Here is a 19273-nt window from a genome sequence, read left to right as displayed (position 1 = left end):
CACCGACCCGAAGAGGACAGATGGCGGCACCTACCACCGGCCTACGCACCTACATGGTTCTCTGGTGCGGACAGTTCGTCTCGCTGGCCGGGTCGAGCCTGTCCGGCTTCGCCCTCGGCGTCTACGCCTACCTGCTCAGCGGGTCGGTCACGACGCTCGGCGTCATCTACGCGCTTGCCTATCTCCCGCAGATCCTGGCCTCACCGTTCACGGGTTCGCTCGTCGACCGGTGGGGACCACGGCGTGCCCTGGTCGTGAGCAACATCGCCTCCGCCGTGGTCATGTTGACCCTGGCCGCGCTGCTCGCCACCGATCGGTTCGCCATCTGGCACATCTACCCGATCGTCGCCTGCCTGTCGGTGATCGGGGCGCTGCAAACGCCCTCGTTCGAGGCTGCGGTGCCCCTGCTGGTACCGAGTCGGCACATCGGCCGGGCGAACGGGTTGCGCATGGTGGCCCTGGCGACGACTCAGGTGCTGGCGCCCATCGGTGGCGGTTACCTCCTGCTCGCCATCGACATCTCCGGCATCATCCTGCTCGACTGCGTCTCCTTCACTCTCGCCCTGATCACCCTGGCCCTCGTCCGCATTCCGCGGCCGGCCGGTGCCGCGACGACGCCCGCCCACCCGATGTCGTTGCTGCGTGAGTTCGCCGAGGCGTGGCGCTGGGTCGCTGCCCGCCACGGCCTGGTGGCCCTGATGGTCTTCCTCGGCGCGCTGAATTTCTGCGCAGGCTTCGTCGACGTACTGATCATTCCGCTGGTTCTCGCGTTCGCCGAGCCCAACGTCCTCGGCACCGTCATGTCCATCGGCGGCCTGGGCATGATCGCCGCGAGCGTGGCCATGAGCATCTGGGGCGGGCCGCGCCGCCGCATCCACGGCATCCTCGGCTTCACGCTCGTCCTCGGCGTGGCCACTGTCATCGGGGCACTGCGGCCGAATGTCCCGCTGATCACCATCGGTGCCGTCCTCTTCCTCGGCAGCCTGGCCATTGTCATGGGCAGCAACCAGGCCATCTGGCAGACCAAGGTGGAGCCCCATCTGCTCGGCCGGACGATGGCCCTGCTCGGCATGGTCGCCAACACCCCTCAGCTCATCGCCTACCTCGTGGCCGGGCCCGCCGTCGACCACGTCTTCCAGCCCCTGGTCGGTCCGGAGGACGTGCGCTCGCCGTTCGTCGCGGCAGTGGTCGGCGACGGCCCGGGGCGCGGGATCGCACTGCTGCTCATGCTGATGGGCGTGCTCACCGTCGGCTGCGCGATCGCAGGCTTCGCCTACCCCCGCCTGCGCCACCTCGATGACGAACTTCCGGACGTAAGCACAAAGGAGTCACCTATGCCCGTCGAGCCCGTACCGGCGTCTGCTGCCGTCGCCGAGGTGACGCCGTGACCACCGTGGCGACCACCGACGCGCCGGACGAGCCCGTCTTCGCGCGCTCGCCGCTACCGCCGGCCGAACGCGAACGCATCCTTCACCACCTCAACCCCTACCGCCGGCCGGACATCGGCTCCACGACAATGGCCCAGCCGTTCGAGGAGCAGGTCCGGCGCACGCCCGACGCCGAGGCGGTGGTCAGCGAGGACGCGAGCCTGACGTACGCCGCGCTCAACACCCGGGCGAACCAGCTCGCCTGGCTGCTGCGCTCGGCCGGGGCCCGTCCGGGCACGTTCGTGGCCGTGAGCATGGAACGCAGCGTGGACCTCATGGTGGCGCTGTACGCGGTGGCGAAGAGCGGGGCCGCGTACGTACCGATCGACCCCGAGCTGCCCGATGCCCGGATGGCCTTCATGCTTGAGGACTCGGCCCCGGTGGCCGTCCTCGTGGACCGTACGACCCGGCCGCGCGTGCCCGAGGGCTCCGGGCTGGTGCTGGCTGTCGACCAGGACGGCGAGCGCTGGGCCACCGAACCGACCCACGACCTTCCGCCCGAGCCCGGCAACCACCTGATCCACATGCTCTACACATCGGGTACGACGGGCCGTCCCAAGGCCGTGGCGTACCCGGTCGACGGCGCCCTTGCCGACACCTACTGGCTGCACAGCCGGTACCCGTACGGGCCGGGAGACACCGTCCTGCTCAAGACGTCGTACGGCTTCGACGTGTCGATCTGGGAGATCTTCTGGCCGCTCTACTGCGGTGCGCGGGTCGCCATCTGCCCGCCCGGGGCGCACCGGGATCCCGTACGGTTGCGCGACTTCATCGACCAGCACCAGGTGACCGGCATGTTCATGGTCCCGACGATGATGCAGCCGTTCTACGACCACACGTCGCGCGGCAGTTGCCCCTCGCTGCGCCGGGTGTTCTGCGGCGGCGAGCCGGTCACCCCGCGGGTGCGCGACGGCTTCCACGAACGCTTCGACGCCGAGCTCGTCAACTGCTGCGGGCCCACCGAGTTGGGCTGCGTGGCCGAGACCGTACTGGCGGTCGAGCCGAACGCGCCGGTCATGATCGGGTCGCCGCCGGAGCACCGGCGGGTCTACATCCTCGACGACAACCTCGAACCGACCCCGATCGGGGTGGCCGGTGAGCTTTTCGTCGGCGGCGAGGTCGGGATCGCGCAGGGCTACCACCGCCGGCCGGCGCTGAGCGCGGAGCGATTCCTGGCTGACCCGTTCACTGACCAGCCCGGCGCGCGCATGTACCGCACCGGCGACCTCTGCCGCTACCGGGAGGACGGGGTGCTCGAGCACCTCGGCCGGATCGGCCGGCAGGTGAAGGTCCGTGGCGTACGCATCGAGCTGGCCGAGATCGAGGCGGTCCTGGCCGAGCACGACGACGTCAGCCAGTGCGTGGTCACTGTCGTGCCCGACCGGGACGCCGAGATCGCCGCCTTCGTCACGGCGGCGCCGGGGCGGTCCGTCTCGGCGGCGGCCCTGCTCTCGCACGCCGCCACGCTGCTGCCCACCGCCATGCACCCGAGCACCGTGACAGTGGTGAGCCAGATCCCGACCTTCGTCCACGGCAAGGTCGACATCTCAGCGCTGCTGAGTCAGATCGACCGCACCGGCGGCGCGGACACCCTGCCGCTGGTGCCGCCGGCGAACGCGATCGAGGAGCAGGTCGCCGGGATCTTCTGCGAGATCCTGGGTCGGGACGCGGTGAGCGTCACGGAGAGCTTCTTCGCCCTCGGTGGACACTCTCTGCTGGTCTTCAAGCTCATCGAGCTGTGCACCACACAGTTCCAGGTCGACCTGTCGGTGAGGGACGTGCTCGCGAACCTGACGGTCCGCGACCTGGCCGGCACCATCGCACGTCTGAGCCCATCGGAGGCGACACCATGACCACGGACGTCGAGACGGGCGAGTCGGACGACATCCTGGACCAGGTCGTCACCGTCGACCTGGCGGATCCCAGGCTGTACGCCGGCGAGCGACCGGAGCGGCTCTGGGCGACGATGCGCCGCGCCGGCACGCCGCTGTTGATGACCGGCCTGCGCGAGCACTGGGCCGTCACCAGGTACGAGCAGGTCCGCGAGGTCTTCCGGGCCAGCCACCTGCTCTCGTCGCAGAAGGGCAACCGGCTCGGCGAGAAGCCGTCGGACATCGCGGCCGGCGAGGCCGCCGGCGGGCTGTCTATGCTCGTTGCCGACGATCCCGCGCACGCGCGGATGCGCCGCGCGCTGGAGTCCGCCTTCTCACCGAGGGCCCTGGGGCGGCTGACCGACAGCACCCACGCACTGGCCCGACGGCTGGTCTCCGACGCCGCCGCGCAGCCGTCGGTCGACTTCGTGGACTCGATCGTGACGCCTCTGCTGACCACCGTCGCCTGTGACCTGCTGGGGATCCCGCAGAGCGACCGCCCACGGCTCGCGGAACTCAGCCAGATGGCGTTCAGCGGGGCCGGTCACGTCACGGCGACCGCGCAGATGACAGCCCACGTCGAACTGCTGGCGTACTGCGATGAGCTGTTGACAAGCAAGTACCGGAGTCCGGGAGACGACCTGGCGACGACGCTGGCCCAGGCCCAGCGCGACGGCGATGCCATGAGCCGCTCGGCCGCGATCATGAACTGCCACGACTTCATCCTGGGTGGCAACGCCTCGGCCCGCTACGTGCTGACGGCGATCCCCCTGACGATGGTCAGGCATCGTCAGTTCTGGGCGTCGCTGCGCGCCGGCGACGCCGACTTCGGCGTCGCCGCCGAGGAACTGCTGCGGTACGAGGCACCGGTCAACCACGTGATGCGGTCTCTCCTGGATGACCTGGAGATCGGCGGCGTGACAATGCGCCGGGGCGAACTGGTCACGCTGTGGTTGCGCTCGGCCAACCGGGACGCGGACGTCTTCGACGACCCCGAGCACATGAGCCTGAGCCCGCGGAGCCGCCCGCACCTCAGCTTCGGCCACGGACCGCACTACTGCATCGCGGCCTACCTCGGCCGGTTGGAGATCGCGTCACTGTTGCGGGCCCTGGCCGACCTCGTCGACGACGCCGAACTCGCCGGCGAACCCCGGCGCATGGAGTCGAGCTTCCTGCGGGGCTACCGCTCGGTGCCGCTGACCCTGCACGGTAAAGGATGATCGCCGCGCCGGGCCGTCGTCACCGCCCGGCGCGCAGGCCCGAGCACAGATGGTCGAGGAGTTCCGGCGGCGCGTCGACGATGCGGTTGTGCTCCCCCGGGAGGACCCGCAGGGTGGTCTCGCCGCATTCGGCCCACCCGGTCATCTGGTCGGGCGTGACCTCCGAGTCGTCGCTCCAGCCGAACGCGGAGATCGGGCAGGACAGCGGGCCCGGGTCGGAGGCGATGTAGTGCCGGCTCATGTCGAGATCCGACCTCAGGATGTCGGCGTAGATGGCGACCAACTCCGGATGAGGGCTGCTTCCCATGTCGCGGACCGTCTTACCCAGTTCTTCCGCCAACTGCGCCTCGTTCATGGTCATCAGGCGCCCGATGACCTCGTCCTGAGGTGCCATGAGCGACGAGACGTACAGCCCCGCCGGCCGGGGCCCGCCTGAACGCTCCAGCGCGACAGTGGCCTCGTAGGCGATCAGTGCCGACCAGCAGTGGCCGAAGAAGGCGAAGGGAACGTCCAGGTACGGCGCGAGACCCTCGATCATCTCCGCGGCAAGGTCCTGGAAGGTCTTCGGCATCTGGTCGCTGAAGCGGGTGAGCCGGCCCGGCAGCTCCACGGCGAGGAACTCGACGCCGGCCCGCTCCTGCGGCCAGTTGCGAAAGACGCTGGTGCCGCAGCCGGCGTGCGGGATGCAGAACACCCGGCCTTCGACGGTCGGCGAGGGCGCACGCTGAAGCCAGACGGACTTGCGGGCCACCGGATTCACGACGCCGGCTCCTTTCGTTCGGGGTCGCGCCGCCCGAGCGGGTCGGCGTCGGCGTCGCGTGCGGCGATGTCCTCCCGCACGCGCTCCGGCGGGTACACGAACCGCAGGAACACGCCGGCCATCGCGGTGGTGACGAGGGCCATCACCACCATCAGCGAGTAGAGATCCTGGTCGAGCACCCCGATCTGCAGGCCGACGGTCAGCACGATCAGTTCGGTCAGGCCGCGGGTGTTGATGAGCAGCGCGAGAACGAGCGAGTGGCGCGGGCGCACACCGCTGATCCGGGCGCCGAAGAACGCGCCGGCGCACTTGCCACCGATCGCCACCAGCAGGATGAGGGCGAGCTCGCCGACGGCGGTGCCGCCCAGCCCGGACAGGTTCACCTTGATGCCGGCGACGATGAAGAAGACCGGGAGCAGGACCCACGTGCTGATCTTCTCGATCAGCGGCAGCACCCGCTCGCGGACCGCGACCGCGCCCTCGCGCGGCATCACCACGCCGAAGAGGAACGCGCCGAAGATGGCGTGCAGGCCCATCCACTCGGTCGCCGCCGCCGACGCCGCGAGGCCTGCGGCGACAGCGACAAGCACCGCGGTCCCGCTGAGAAGGCCACCGTCCGGGTAGCGCCGGGCCAGCCGGGCGAGCGCGGGCCGCACGACCTTGAGCATCACGGCGGCGAACGGGATCACCAGCAGGACGCGCCACGGGTCACCGCCGGCGTCGGCGAGCGCAGCGACAACGGCGAGCAGCGACCAGGCGAGGACGTCGTCCACTGCCGCGCAGGCCAGCGCGAGACCACCGATCGGCGTGTCGATGAGGCCCCGGTCGGCCAGGATCCGGGCAAGCACCGGGAACGCGGTGATCGACATCGCGGTGGCCAGGAAGAGCACGAACGCGAGACGGTTCTCCGCCGGGTGGTTGCCCAGGAGATAGAGGGCCAGCAGCGCCCCCAGGCCGAACGGCAGCGCGATGGCGCTCAGCGACACGGTTGTCGCGATGCGGCTCTGGCCGCGCAGCAGACGGTGGTCCAGGTGCAGGCCGACGAGGAACATGAACACGCAGACACCGACGCTGGCGATGGTGGCCAGGGTCGGTCGCACATCGGTCGGGAAGACGGCCGACGTGACCGCGCCGTTGAAGAGCGTGGGCCCGAGCAGGATGCCGGCGAGAATCTCGCCGATCACCGCCGGCTGGCCGAGTCGACGGGCCAGCGCCCCACCGATCCGCGCCGCAACGAAGATCACCAGGAGGGCTAGCAGAAGTGTCAACACCTGTCGTCTCCTCTACCTGAGGGCCAGGGCGAGGTCCCGGGCGCCGCCGCGGCGGACCGCGGCGCCGAGCACCCGAACCCGGTCGCCGCGGTGTTCCACCTCGAGCCGCCCGCCACGCTGCGACAACTGGAGGGCGACGAGCGCCTGGCGGTTCAGCCGCCGCGCCCAGAACGGGGTCAACTTGCAGTGCGCGGTGACACACACCTGGTCCTCGTCGACCCCCAGCGACGGGAAGAACGTCCGGGATACGAAGTCCACGCCGGAGGGTCCCGGCGCTGTCACGATGTGCCCGCGGAAGGGCAACCGGGCAAGCGCCGCGAAGTCCGGACGGACCTGGGCCACGGCCTCGGCGGAGGCGACCTCGACGAGGACGTCGTCGCTGGAGACCGCGCACCCCACGGCGTCGACGCCCAGGGCCTCGAGGAGCCCTTGCGGCGGCGGAGCGGGCATCAGCGTGGCTGCCGGCAGATCGATGGCGATCAGGTCACCGACCCGCTCGGCGTACAGGACGCCGTTGTCCGACACGAAGCGCAGCGTGTCGGACCCGAGGTCGCCAGCAGCCTCGAAGAGGTGCCGTGCGCTCGCGATAGTGGCGTGCCCGCACAGGTTGATCTCCTTGTACGGGGTGAACCAGCGCACCCCGTACTCCCCCGGCCCGGCCGGCACCACGTACGCGGTGGTGGGCAGGCCGATCCGGTGGGCGGCCTCCTGCATGCTGGCCTCGTCCGGGAACGAGTCCACTGCCACCACGGCCGCCGGGTTACCCGCGTACCGCCCGTCGGCGAACGTGTCAACGATGTGATAGCGCACCGGTGCCGGTTCCTTCCCAGGCCCGGAAGACCTGGTCGATCGCCGCGCCCATCCCCCAGACCTCCCGATACGGCGGGCCCTCCGGCCCGGTGTCGATGTCGCGTTGCCGCGCGTACGCGGCGGTCGTCCACTCCGCCGTCGAGGGATAGCGGTGGTGGTAGTCGTGGTTGGGCAGATCACCGACCACGACGAGCAGCCGGGACGGGATGTGGTAGCACAGCGTGGCCGCGATCCAGCGCGCCCACGCGACGGCCTTGGCGCCCGCCGGCAGCGAGCGCGCCGGGACCGGCGCGCCGCAGTAGCGGGCGTTGGTGTTCGCCGCCGTGTAGAAGCGGTGCCCGAACTCCGGGTTGCGCGGCGCGAGCCACTCGTGCTCGCCCAACCGGTCCAGCAACGCGCTCAGCTGCGCGAACAGGATGACCGGCAGCACGAACGCGAGCACAAGCACGAGCAGGCCGTTCGGCATCCAGAACGGCATCGAGAGCCACCAGCCGACCCAGGCGGCGAACCCGACCCGCCGCCAGGTGCCGGCCCGCAGGTTGCTGGTGACCCGGCCGAGGAAGCCGCGCGCGTAGAAGACCGGGGACAGGAAGACCTTCCACGCGCGCCGCCACTGCTCGGCGCGCGTGAGGCCCGGACGGAACCCGAGATCGAGCAGGAACTGCACGGGCGGGTCGACCTCCGTCGCGAAGATCTCGCGCCGGTGGTGGTTGTCGAAGTGTTCCTCTTTGAAGTCCCGGAAGGTGTGGAAGACGGACAGGACCGTCACCGCCTCGCCCCAGAACCGGTCGGTCGCCGCGTTGCCGGAGAACTTCCGGTGCAGGGCCTGGTGGGCGATGACGAGGACCATCATCCGTTCGCCGGTGACCGTCAGCACCCAGCCGAGCAGCAACACGACGTACCACAGTGGGAACATCACTGCCACTGCGACCGTGGAGACCGCGAGCCCGGAGAGGAACAACGTCAGCGTCACCGTCAGGTACGAGGCCCACGTGTGCCGGATCAACGGCTCCTGGCCTGGCAGAGCCTTACCGGTCTGCCAGGTCCAGAAGTGTTGCGTCCACGCCGGGAAGCGCGTGTAGGTCGCCCGGACGTCCACGGAACTCACGGGGCCTGGGTGGTCGCCCCGACGCCGGACTCCAGGGCGAGACGGTCGAAGAACGCGATCCACAGCCGCCACATCTCGTCGGCCGCCGCGATGACCGCGTCCTCCTGCTCGGCGCTGAAGTCCGCCATCAGGGCGTGGTTGGCCTCTTCCACGTGGTCCGGCTCCTGCTCGACGTGGATGGCGACCCAATCGTTGTCCGAGACGCCCGTCGTCCGCTCGATCGCCTTACCGATGCTGGAGACCATGAGCAGGTCCGTGGTCTCGGTGGCGAAGATGAAGCCGAGCGCGTCCTCGTGCTTCTCCGAGGCCTGCCGGTAGCCCTCCACGAGCGCCGCCGTCTCCGGGTACGGAGTCGTCCCGGTGACCCGGTCGCGGTCGAAGCCGCACTTCACCATCGATTCGACGTAGATGACCTCGTGCGCCAGGTCGACCCGGCCGCCGCCGGCCTCCTGGTTGAGGATCCGCGTGATGGCGGACTTGGCCGCGATGTCGGGCAGCACGGCAACGCAGCGGGCGAGGAACGTCGGGAAGTAGTGCAGCGGGTACCACCACTGCTCGATGAGCAGGGCGGCCTGCTCCTTGGTCAGCTCGGCGGTGTCGACCGCCGCGAAGAACGGGTGGTCACGGAACTTCTGGTAGACGGGGCTGGCGGCCAACCGGTCGCCGAACGTGAACGTCGCGGTCACTTCTACTCCTTCACAGGTCGTTCGGGTCTGACCGGTGGGCGGTCACATCGCCAACCGGTCGATCGGGGTAAACGGCTCCCCCCACGCGTTCTCGGACCGCACCCGGTTGTGTCCGTACTCGTCCTCGCCGGCCACCACCACGCAGCCGTGCCGGGACAGGTCGAAGTGGTGACCGAACTCGTCGAACTCGGTCATCCCGCCGTAGACCCGCACATGGGTGGGCACGACCCGGATCGCGAACCCCATCCGCTGACGGTTGCTGACGTTGGGGTTCGAACCGTGGATGCACCGGGCGGTGAAGATGAAGAACTCGCCGGCCCGCATCTCCAGGTGTTCCACGTTCTCCTGGTCCGGGTCCCACTGCTTGTCGAGCTTGATGTCGTCGTAGTTGTAGCCGAAGAACGAGTTGTCCCGGGCAGAGCCGTTCCACTCCATCGGGGCACGCTCGTCGTACTTCCACTCCCGGTGGCTGCCCGGGATGACCTTCATGCAGCCGTTCTCCCGGGTCGCGTCGGTGAAGGCGACCCAGCAGGTGAGCTCCATCGGAGCCTCCGGCGACCTGTCGGTCGCATCGAGCATTCCGGTCGTCGCCTCACCGATGGCGTACGTCTCGACCTGGTGCCACCCGGTGCCGGTGTCACCGGGGTTCTTCGGGAAGAACTCGGTACGCCAGCAGAAGATGTCCGAACCGATGATCGCCTGCATCCGTCGTACGATCTCCGGCTCGGTGATGAGCTTGCTGAGGCCGGGGATGTCGAGGTGACGGTCGTAGTTGACGGGGTTGTCGAAGACCTTGCGCGCGTTGTTGGCGGGGTCGAGCAGCTCCCTGCGCTGCGTCTTCCACCAGCGGTTCATCTCCTCCGGCTCCCAGAGGGTGAACGGGCCCATGTAGCCCCGCTCGGCGAAGGTCTTCCGGTCGTTTTCAAGATCCATTTGTCATGCTCCCTACCCGCCCCACGCGTTGCAGCGCCGAATCCAGTTCGCGCGCCGCCTCGGCGACGTGCTCTCCCCTTATGAAGCCCCAGTGGTCACCCGAGATCGGGATGACCGTCAGCGATCCGGGACACAGCCCGCGCATGGCCTCGGCCAGTCGCGCCTGACGTTCGTCATCGGATCCGGTCGCCTGGAACAGGTGGACCGGTCCGGCGTACGGGGCGGGCTCGTAGCGCATCGCCGCGTTCATGCACGAACGGGCTGTCTGCAGCGCGGTCCGCAGGTACCCGCCGGACGAGGCACCGCGGACCGGCGCGCCCATCAGCTGGGTCCAGGTCTGCCCGCTGGTCAGCTCCTCTATGTCGGCCTCGGTCGAGGCCGGGTCGTCCAGCCGGGCGAGGACGGAGTCCAGCATGTCGAGGAACGGCGTGCGGTCCATCGGCAGGCCGGTGATCGGATCGATGAGGGGGTTGGCGTCCAGCAGGGCAAGGAACTCGACATCGCCGCCGGCGGCGGTCAACTGCTGGGCCATCTCGTACGCCAGCACGCCGCCGAACGACCAGCCCGCGAGCCGGTACGGCCCGTCCCGCTCGATGGTGCGCAGCTGCTCCACGTGCACCCGGGCGATATCGGCGAGCGAGCTGCCGAACGCCGGCGGTTCGCCCTGCCAGCCGATGCCGAGCAGGCGCAGCGGCGCCCGCGAGGCGCGTGCCAGCTCGCGGTAGCCGAGCAGCTCGCCACCGAGCGGGTGGACCAGGTACAGGCTGCGCCCGGAAGGGCCGGCCCGCAGCGTGACGATCTGCGACGAGCGGGGGCGCTGCTCCGGCACCGTCGCCTCGGACCCCAGCGCGCCGGCGAGATCCTCGACGGTGCTGTAGTCCAGGAACACCGACAGCTCGACGGTCCGGCCCAGCTCCTGTTCGAGCTCGGTCACGACCCACGTCGCGAGCAGCGAGTCGCCGCCGACATCGAAGAAGTCGTCGTCGGCGTCGAACTCGTCGTGCCCGAGCACCCGCGCCCAGATCGACGTGATGAGCTCGGTGAGCGACGGCGCCTCCGCCGGGCGTGGTCCGGTCGGGTCCGGCAGGTCGAGCGCGGCCAGCGCCAGCGTGTCGACCTTCCCGCTCGCGGTGCGGGGCAGCCGCTCGACAGGGACACAACGGGTCGGGACCATGTAGGGCGGCAGTTGGCCACGCACGTGGTCGGTGATCTCCCGCTGCGTGACCTCGCCGTCGGTCTGCAGGTAGGCGACCAGGACCGGGACGCCGTCCGCGACCTCGCGCAGGCCGACCGCCGCGGCATCGACGCGGGGGTGGCTCAGCAGCGCGTTCTCCACCTCGGCCGGTTCCACCCGGAACCCGCGCACCTTGAGCTGGGTGTCCGTCCGGCCGACGAAGTCGAAATCGCCGTCGGCGCGCGCCCGCACCAGGTCGCCGGTGCGGTAGAGGCGGCTGCCCGGTGCGAGCGCGAACGGGTCCGCCACGAACCGTTCCGCGGTCAGCGCCGAATCGCCGTGGTATCCCCTGGCGAGGCCGCTGCCGCCGACGTACAGCTCGCCGATGTCCCCGTCGGCGACGTCCGCGAGCTTCTCGTCGAGGACCCGGCAGACGACCTCGTCCACGGCGGCGCCGATGGACGGCACGACCGGCCACGCGGCGGCGTCGGCCGGCAGGGTCAGGCTGGTCACCAGGTGCGCTTCGGTCGGCCCGTAGTGGTTGTCGAGCCGGCACTGCGGGATCGCCGCGAACAGCGCGCGGATGGCCGGGGTGATGATGAGGCGTTCACCGGCGGTCACGACGTGCTCCAGCGAGTCCGGCACCACCTGGCGGCGCTGGGCCGTGACGGCCATCAACTGCAGGGCCACGTACGGCAGGAACAGCCGCTGGATCCGGTGCTCGACTATCGCGTCGAGCAGCGCGGCCGGGTCGCGGCGGGTCTCCTCGGAGGCGACCACGAGGCACCCGCCGGTCGCGAGCGTCGAGAGCACCTCCTGGAGCGTCACGTCGAAGGAGGTGGCGGTGAACTGCAGCGTGCGCAGGCCCGGCCGGCCGTCGCCGACCTGCCACCGGAGCAGCCGGGCCAGCCCGCCGTGGGTCATGGCGACGCCCTTGGGCCGGCCGGTCGACCCGGACGTGTGCATGATGTACGCAAGCGCGTCGAGGTGCGGCGACACCGCCGGCAGGGGATCCACTGCCGGACCGGACGGCGGCACGATCGTGAGGCCCGGCGGCAACCGGTGCGCGTCGGCGCGTTCGGCCACTGCGACGCCGGCACCGAGCGCACCGACGACGGCGGCCAGCCTCGCGGCGGGCGCTGTCGCGTCGAGCGGGCAGTACGCCCCGCCTGCGGCCATGACGGCGAGCATGGCGATGACCGAATCGGTGGACCTGTCGAGCAGGACGGCGACCGGCTGGTCCGACGTGACGCCGCCGGCACGCAGACGTGCCGCCAGCCCGTCGACCCGGTCGACCAGCTCGGCGTAGCTCACCGGATCGCTCGACTTGTCGGCGACGACAAGCGCCGGCGACTCGGGGTGCGTGAGAGCCCACGTGCGCACGAGTTCGTACCCGAACGGTGCGATCGCCCCGGCGTCGGTAAGCGTCACGGTACCGGCCTCGCTCATTGCGGCACCCTCCCGAGTCCTGGCGTTCGTACTTCGACCCTAGGTACGCCAGGGATCGACGGGACGTCACGTGAATGGGCGACGGCTTGCGCGGGTGCGACGTCCGTACGGCGAACTGTCCGCCGAACCGGGGACACGGCGGCCGGTTGACGGGCCGGGTGGCAGGTTCGTTAACTGAGGCGGCCGAGACGACCGGCGGTAGGAGTGTTCGTGAGCGACACGACGACGCACCAGGACAGCGAGATATCGACGCCGCCGGAGTGCGTCGGTCCCGTGGCTATTCCCCAGGCGCTGACGCATGCCCTGCGCCGGCTGGCGGAGGCGGCCGCTGTGGACGACCTTGTTCCGCTGTCGGTCTGCGCGACCGAGCTGGTCCTGCGGATGCCGCTGCCGGGACCGCCCGTCCGCGCCCGGGTCATCCGCGGCCCCCTCGAATCCGTCACTCCCCTGTCGACGCGGCTCTCGGACGCGGCGGTGAGCTTCCGCGACGCGCTCGCGCGGTCGCCTGGCCGTTGCACGTCGACGGTGCCGGTCGACGTCGTCTTCCTCGTGTCGCAGGACGGCGACCGCCTGTATGTCGAGACCGTGCCGCGGTCGGCCGGAGCGCCGACAGCGGAAGGCTGGGCCCGCGCGTTCCTGCGTCTGCTGTCCAGCGCGGGCAACGAGCCCGACGCGCCCCTCGCCGGCCACGCGTTCCAGGCCCAGCGGGAGGCCGCCCAGGGCCGGGAGCGAGGGTGACGGCGCCGCGCGACGACGGCCATCCGGAGTACGACCCCTTCTCGTACGCGGTGCAGGAGGACCCGTATCCGATCTTCGCCTGGATGCGTGAGCACGCGCCGCTGTACCGCAACGAGAAGCGCGACTTCTGGGCGCTGTCCCGCTACGCCGACGTGTCCGCGGCACTGCGTGACCCGACGCGGTACTCCAGCCGCAACGGCATCGCCCTGGAGCCCGACCTGTGGGGGCCGGACGCCAGGAAGACCGCCTTCTTCCTGGCGATGGACCCGCCCGAGCACGGCCGCTACCGCAGTCTCGTGTCGTCCGCGTTGGCGCCGCGCCGGGCCGCCGCGCTGGAGCCGAGGATCCGCGAGTTGGCCCGGGAGCGACTGGAGACGCTGCGCGGCCTGCCGGCGTTCGACTTCGCCGAGGAGTACGCGGCTGCCCTGCCGAACGACGTGCTGTGCGAGTTGCTCGGCATTCCCGCCGCGGACTGGGATCAGGTCCGCGCCGACACCGACGAGCTCAACCACCGCGACGACCTGTCGGACGGTCGCAGCGCGACCTCGACGGCTGCCGCGCTCCGGCTCGCCGAGTACCTGCTCGACGTCGTCCGGACCCTGCGCCGCCGGCCCGGAGACGATCTGACTTCAGGGCTGACCCAGGCGGAGGTCGACGGCGCGAAGCTCACCGACGCGCAGATCGTCGGGTTCATGTTCATCATGCTTGTCGGCGGCAACGAGTCCACGGGCAAGACGATCGGCAACGCCTGGTACTACGGCCACCTGCACCGTGACGTGCAACGGGCGGGGCTGAACGGACGCGCCGACGACTGGGCGGGCGAGACACTGCGCTACGACTCGGCGAGCCAGATGGTCGCCCGCGTCCTCACGACTGACACGCTGATCCATGGCACCTGGGTGCCCGAGGGCGCCCGCATGGTGATCCTGCACGCCTCGGCCAACCGGGACCGGCGTGTGTTCGAGGACCCGGACCGCTTCGATCTCGACCGGGACACGGGACGGTTGATCAGCTTCGGCAACGGGCCGCACTTCTGCCTGGGTGCCGGGCTGGCCCGCCTCGAGATGCGGATCGCGCTGGAGGAGATCGGGGCGCTCGTCTCGGAGTACGACGTCGACATGACCCGGGCCCGGCGCTGCCACTCACCGCACCAGCACGGCTTCACGTCGATGCCGTGCGCCGTGCGGTGGCGTACCGGTTGAGCGCCCGCCAGGCCGTCAGGTCGGCCCCCCGGACCCACTGACGATCACCATCTCGTTGCCCTCGGGGTCGGCGACCCGCCACCGGCCCGCCGCCTCGTCGAGGAGCCGGCCACCGGCTGCGACGGTGGCGGCGAGGCGCGTCTGCGCGAGATCCGGCGGTACGGCGAGCTCGACGTGGATGCGGTTGCGTTGCCGGCGTCGCTCCACCTCCGAGGCGTCGAGCTCCTGGAACACCAGCACCGGGTTCAGCCGCCGTGGATCGTGGATGTCGGTGACGTCGGCTCGCCGGTCGTAGGTGTATCCGAGCGCGGCGGCCCAGAACGCGCGCAGCACTTCGACGTCGGCGGCGTCGAGGAAGACCTGGGCGAAACGCGGCAGCCCCGGATCCGCTGTGGCACCGAGGTCGCGGGCGGCGGCCTGGAGCTGTGCGGCGAGATCGGTGAAGTCGAGTTCCAGGCCGTGGACGTCGTCGTCCCACTGGTCCTTGCCGCTGTCCAGGATGACGAGTCCGGGGCGCATGTCGATCAGCAGCGGGAAGCCCGCGTCGTCGGCAAGCGTGGCCGCTGCGGCGGCCAGGTCCCGCTGCCCCGCCGGCGAGGTGACGCGGTAGCACGCCATGGCGCTGAACACCTCCTGCCAGTCGGCTGTGCCGGGCCCGTCGCCGAGGGCGTCGCCCGGCAGCAGGTCGACCTCGTTGCCGTCGGGATCGGCGTGGCAGGCCTCGAACGCTCCCGACGCCTCACCCAGGCCCGCCCGCTCGACCGCCGCGGCCGGCCGCGCCACGTCGAGGTGGATGCGGTTGCGCCACGGCCGCGGCTCGGACGACTGCCCTATCCGTATCGCGGGGTCGCGCCGCAACGGATCCGCCAATCCGCCGTCGCGGGCGGGCGCGTAGTCCAACGCGCGCTGCCAGAACCGCCGCACCGCTGACGGGTTCGCGGATTCGACAACGACGCTCAGGTGCTGCGACACCGCCGGGTTCGCGGTCAGCCCGAGGTCCCGCGCGGCCGCCGACACCGCCTCGGCGTGGCGGTCCGCGTCCAGGCGCACCCGCGTACCCGTCGCGCGAAGGTCGACCAGGGTCTCCGCCGACAGCTGCACGACGCGCCCGGCCAGCGCGGCCCCCTCGATGAGCGACGGCGCGTCGAACCATGCCGTCGTGACACCGTCGACCACCCGCCAGTCCGCTCCGGCCCCTGTCATAGCCGGCACTCTAGGGCTTTCCGGGCCGACCCCGGCGCGACCGCGCGTTTCTCACGGCGTGACAGGACAGCGGATCAGGCCCGCTCGACCTCGTCCAGCAGCGCCTCGAACTCGTCCAGGCCGGACTGCTCCCCCTGCGCGCGGACGACGAGCCGCGCCAGTTCGTCGACTGTCGGCGACTCGAACACGTCACGCACCGCGAGCTGGACCCCGAAGACGTCGCGTACCCGGGTGATCAGCCGGGTCGCGAGCATCGAGAAGCCGCCCAGCTCGAAGAAGCTGTCGTAGATGCCTACCCGTTCGATGCCGAGCAGTTCCGCCAGCAACTCGGCGAGCTGCCGCTCCATCGGCGTACGCGGCGCCGCGTAGTCGTCGCCGAGCCCGGCGTCGCCGCTGGGCCGGGGCAGTGCGCGCAGGTCGTACTCACCCCACGGGGTGCGCGGAAGAGCGTCAAGCACGAGCAGGTGCCGCGGCACCAGGTAGTCGGGCAGGCGCGCCTTGAGATGGCTCTGGATCGCGGCGGCACCCCGCTCCGGATCCGGCCCTGCCACATAGCCCGACAGCGTGGTCGCCCCGTCGGCGTCGGTCTGCGTCAGCACGACAGCATCCCGGACCCCTGGGACGTCGCGCAGGCCGGAGAGTGTCTCGGCAGCGTCGACGTACTCGCCGCCGGACGACACGACGGCGTACTCCACGGACCCGTCGGCACGCCGGCGACCGTGGTCACCGGTACGTTCGTCGCCGAACCAGATCTCGGCGAGTTCCCCGGTCGCGGCCGGCTGTCCGGAGGCCCGCCGCAGCGTGACAGGCATGCCGGGCAGCGGGGTGCCCAGCGGGACACGCAGCGGCGCGTTGCGCACCTCCATGTCCTGCGGCGCCTCGTAGCAGCAGAGCGGGCGGCCGTCCGCCGTCACCCGGTACACCGCCACGCAACGGCACCCCGGTGCCATCTCCCGCACCGCCTCGACGTCGTGCGGCAGCAGGTCACCGGCGTTGTCCATCAGCACGTAGCGCAGCGCCGGCAGGTCGGGCACCGGCGTCTGCGCCGTCATCGCCCGCAGGATCGGCGCGTCGACGTACGCCACAGTGACGGCCTTCTCGCGCAGCCAGGTGGTCAGCGCCCCGGCGTCGGCGCCGAACGCACGGTCCGGAACCAACAGGGTGCCGCCGGCGGCGAAGGCGGTGCGCATCGCCGACATCAGGTGACCGGGTCGGCTGGACAGCACAACGAACCGGTCGCCGGGACCGAACTCGAAGCGCTGGGCCGCCCAGTCGTCCGGCGCCGTCGCGGCGGGACCGCCGCTCGGCGCGGGGAGCGGGCCTGCGGCAGCCGGCAGGACCGTCCGCAGGTCCACAGTGCCGGCGGCCGGCGCACCTGCGGGGTTGCCGTCCAGCACCGTCGTGAGTTCGAGAGGTCCGGTCAGCGCCGGGTCGTCGGTTTCGATAACCATGCCCACCGCCCCGGCCCCGGCCGCACCGAGCAGGCTGGCGACGAATGCGGCACTCGGCCGGCGCACCACGCCGACGCGGTCGCCGGCCCGGACTCCGCGCTCGGCCAGCACCTCGGCGATCCGCTCCGCGGCCACCGACATCCACGCGTAGCTCCACTCCCCTTCGCCGTCCACCACGGCGACCAGGTCGGCGCCGTCGGGCCGACGGAGGTCGAGGGGCGCCAGGGTGTACGCCGGTTCGGCGGCGACCGGAGGCTCGGCGGGCTCGTCGAGCAGCCGAACGGTGGGGTCCTGGACAGCCCGACCCAGCAGCGTGCGCAGTTGCCGGAGCAGCACCCGGCCGGTCTCCGGGTCGCAGCGGTCGGCCGGGAAGTCGAGCTTGAACCGCAGCACCCCGCCGGACTCCTGCGCGGTGAACGTCAGGTCGTAGCGGCTGAACAGCGACGGCGTGTCCATCGGCTCGATGGCCAGGTCGGTGACCTGCTCGGCCTCCGGGCTCGCCACCACGTTGAGGACAACCTCGAACAGCGGCGTACGGCGCGGGTCGCGGACGATGTCGAGGTCGCGGACCAACTCGTCCATGGGGGCCTCGGCGTGGGCGTAGCCGTCCAGGGCTGCTCGCCGCACGCGCTGGAGCAGGTTGGCGAAGTCCGGGTCGCCGGACAGGTCGACGCGCAGCGGCAGCATGTTGACGAAGAACCCGATGAGCCGGTCGGTGACGCTGTTGGTCCGGCCCGCGACGGGGACCCCGATGACGACGTCGGTCTGCCCGGCCCACCGGCTGAAGATGGTCGCCAGGATCGCGTAGAGCACCATGAACGAGGTGACGCCGTGGGTACGGCACAGCTCGTGCAGCGCCGCCGTCTCCGCCGGCGACAGCGCGTCGACGACCTGGCCGGCCTCGGCCCGCAACGCGTTCGTCCGCCGCTGCACCGTCGGCAGCGCGAGGACCCGTGGTGCGCCCTGCAGGTGCTGCCGCCAGTGGCCGACCTGGTGCTCCAGGGCGTCGCCGGAGAGCCAGCCGCGCTGCCACACCGCGTAGTCGCGGTACTGCACGGGCAGCGCGGACAGGCCGGCCCGCTGCGGGTCGCCGCCGGCCCGGTACAGAGTTGTCAGTTCGCGGATGAACATGCCGATCGACCAGGCATCGGACACGATGTGGTGCATCGTGACGCCGAGCGCGTGCTCCCGTTCCCCGAGCTTGACGAGCAGGCAGCGGATCAGTGGGCCGGTGGTCAGGTCGAACGGCGTCGTGAGTTCCTCGTCGAGCAGGCGCCAGGCCGCCGCCTCGACGGACGCGTCACCGCCCTGCTCGCGCAGGCCTGTGAGGTCGCTGATCCGGATGTGCCAGTCGTCGTCCGGGTCGTCCACCACCTGCACCGGCTCACCGTCGGTGGCCGGGAACCGGGTGCGTAGCGTCTCGTGCCGGGCGATGATCGCGCTGATGCTGCGCTCGAGGACCTCGACGTCCAGCGACCCGAGAATGCGCCGCCGCCCGTGCACGTTGTAGATGACGCCGGGCAGCAGCTGGTTCTCCATCCACAGCCGCTGCTGGTCGAAGGACAGCACCGGCCGGGCACCGGAGGGCCGGCGCAGCAGCGCCTGCGGCCGGGTCGCCGCGCGGGCGGCGAACGACTTCGCGGCCACGACGGACGCCAGGCCGGCGACCGTACGTGACTCGATGTAGTCCGCCACCGGGATGTCCACGCCGAACGTACGCCGGATCTGCGCGACCACCCGGGGCACCTGGGCCACGTTGCCCAGCGTGAGCAGGGGGTCCTGCACGTCGACGTCGGTGCAACCGAGGACCTCGTGCAGGATGCCGACGAGCGCGTCCTCGTACGGGGTACGGGGCGGCAACGACCGCTCGCCGTCCACGCCGAACGGCTCCTCCTGGAAGTGAACGGGCTCAGCCGGGGATGTCTCCGCAATGGGACGCGCCATGCCGGAAACCTACGGTCGCCCGGCCC

Annotated in this window: 14 protein-coding genes; 5 read left to right on the top strand and 9 right to left on the bottom strand. The window is 71.0% G+C overall.

Going from position 1 to position 19273, the window contains the following annotated elements:
• Positions 1–20: 20 nt before the first annotated feature.
• From F4558_RS03820 to F4558_RS03810, 3 genes are read left to right on the top strand one after another with little or no spacing between them, the layout of a single operon-like run.
• Positions 21–1388: an MFS transporter gene (locus F4558_RS03820; RefSeq protein WP_197281452.1), complete on the top strand. Its 1368-nt coding sequence runs from the start codon at positions 21–23 to the stop codon at positions 1386–1388.
• Complete coding sequence (locus F4558_RS03815; RefSeq protein ID WP_053653254.1) at positions 1385–3280, top strand: non-ribosomal peptide synthetase; 1896 nt, start codon at positions 1385–1387, stop codon at positions 3278–3280. The genes F4558_RS03820 and F4558_RS03815 overlap by 4 nt, the downstream gene beginning before the upstream one ends.
• Positions 3277–4518, top strand: coding sequence for a cytochrome P450 (locus F4558_RS03810; RefSeq protein WP_053653253.1), 1242 nt, complete (start codon positions 3277–3279; stop codon positions 4516–4518). Before F4558_RS03815 ends, F4558_RS03810 begins: the two co-directional genes overlap by 4 nt.
• A gap of 19 nt (positions 4519–4537) precedes the next feature.
• Here F4558_RS03810 and F4558_RS03805 read toward each other — a convergent pair whose 3' ends face one another.
• The 7 genes from F4558_RS03805 to F4558_RS03775 are packed head-to-tail and all read right to left on the bottom strand — an operon-like array spanning position 4538 to position 12709.
• Complete coding sequence (locus F4558_RS03805) at positions 4538–5278, bottom strand: thioesterase II family protein (protein WP_082377306.1); 741 nt, start codon at positions 5276–5278, stop codon at positions 4538–4540.
• Positions 5275–6549 carry a cation:proton antiporter domain-containing protein gene (locus F4558_RS03800; protein WP_053653252.1) on the bottom strand — a complete coding sequence of 425 codons (1275 nt, stop codon included), beginning with the start codon at positions 6547–6549 and terminating at the stop codon, positions 5275–5277. The genes F4558_RS03805 and F4558_RS03800 overlap by 4 nt, the downstream gene beginning before the upstream one ends.
• A gap of 12 nt (positions 6550–6561) precedes the next feature.
• A complete protein-coding gene (locus F4558_RS03795; RefSeq protein ID WP_053653251.1) occupies positions 6562–7359 on the bottom strand; it encodes a PhzF family protein in 798 nt (265 codons plus the stop codon).
• Positions 7340–8467, bottom strand: a complete 1128-nt coding sequence (locus F4558_RS03790) for a fatty acid desaturase (RefSeq protein WP_197281451.1) — start codon at positions 8465–8467, stop codon at positions 7340–7342. Before F4558_RS03790 ends, F4558_RS03795 begins: the two co-directional genes overlap by 20 nt.
• On the bottom strand, positions 8464–9153 hold the full coding sequence (locus tag F4558_RS03785; protein WP_167943225.1) for an iron-containing redox enzyme family protein: 690 nt from the start codon (positions 9151–9153) through the stop codon (positions 8464–8466). The genes F4558_RS03790 and F4558_RS03785 overlap by 4 nt, the downstream gene beginning before the upstream one ends.
• A 42-nt stretch (positions 9154–9195) precedes the next feature.
• Positions 9196–10086 carry a chlorinating enzyme gene (locus F4558_RS03780; protein ID WP_167943224.1) on the bottom strand — a complete coding sequence of 297 codons (891 nt, stop codon included), beginning with the start codon at positions 10084–10086 and terminating at the stop codon, positions 9196–9198.
• Positions 10076–12709, bottom strand: coding sequence for an amino acid adenylation domain-containing protein (locus F4558_RS03775; RefSeq protein ID WP_167943220.1), 2634 nt, complete (start codon positions 12707–12709; stop codon positions 10076–10078). The genes F4558_RS03780 and F4558_RS03775 overlap by 11 nt, the downstream gene beginning before the upstream one ends.
• A gap of 210 nt (positions 12710–12919) precedes the next feature.
• Between F4558_RS03775 and F4558_RS03770 the strand changes: the two genes are divergently transcribed.
• Positions 12920–13447, top strand: coding sequence for a hypothetical protein (locus F4558_RS03770; protein ID WP_157552321.1), 528 nt, complete (start codon positions 12920–12922; stop codon positions 13445–13447).
• A complete protein-coding gene (locus tag F4558_RS32055) occupies positions 13444–14649 on the top strand; it encodes a cytochrome P450 (RefSeq protein WP_053653246.1) in 1206 nt (401 codons plus the stop codon). The genes F4558_RS03770 and F4558_RS32055 overlap by 4 nt, the downstream gene beginning before the upstream one ends.
• A gap of 15 nt (positions 14650–14664) precedes the next feature.
• On the opposite strand, the gene F4558_RS03760 is transcribed toward F4558_RS32055, so the two are convergent.
• Together F4558_RS03760 and F4558_RS03755 are read right to left on the bottom strand one after the other, a co-directional pair.
• The gene (locus F4558_RS03760) at positions 14665–15852 is read right to left on the bottom strand and encodes a VOC family protein (RefSeq protein ID WP_167943218.1); all 1188 of its coding nucleotides are present in this window, start codon (positions 15850–15852) and stop codon (positions 14665–14667) included.
• Positions 15853–15926: 74 nt separating this feature from the next.
• On the bottom strand, positions 15927–19247 hold the full coding sequence (locus tag F4558_RS03755) for a condensation domain-containing protein (protein WP_167943216.1): 3321 nt from the start codon (positions 19245–19247) through the stop codon (positions 15927–15929).
• Positions 19248–19273 lie beyond the last annotated feature (26 nt).

Source organism: Micromonospora profundi, from assembly GCF_011927785.1.
Classification (GTDB): Bacteria; Actinomycetota; Actinomycetes; order Mycobacteriales; family Micromonosporaceae; genus Micromonospora; species Micromonospora profundi.
Note: the sequence above shows the minus strand (reverse complement) of the source record. Positions and strands in the feature narration are given on the sequence as shown.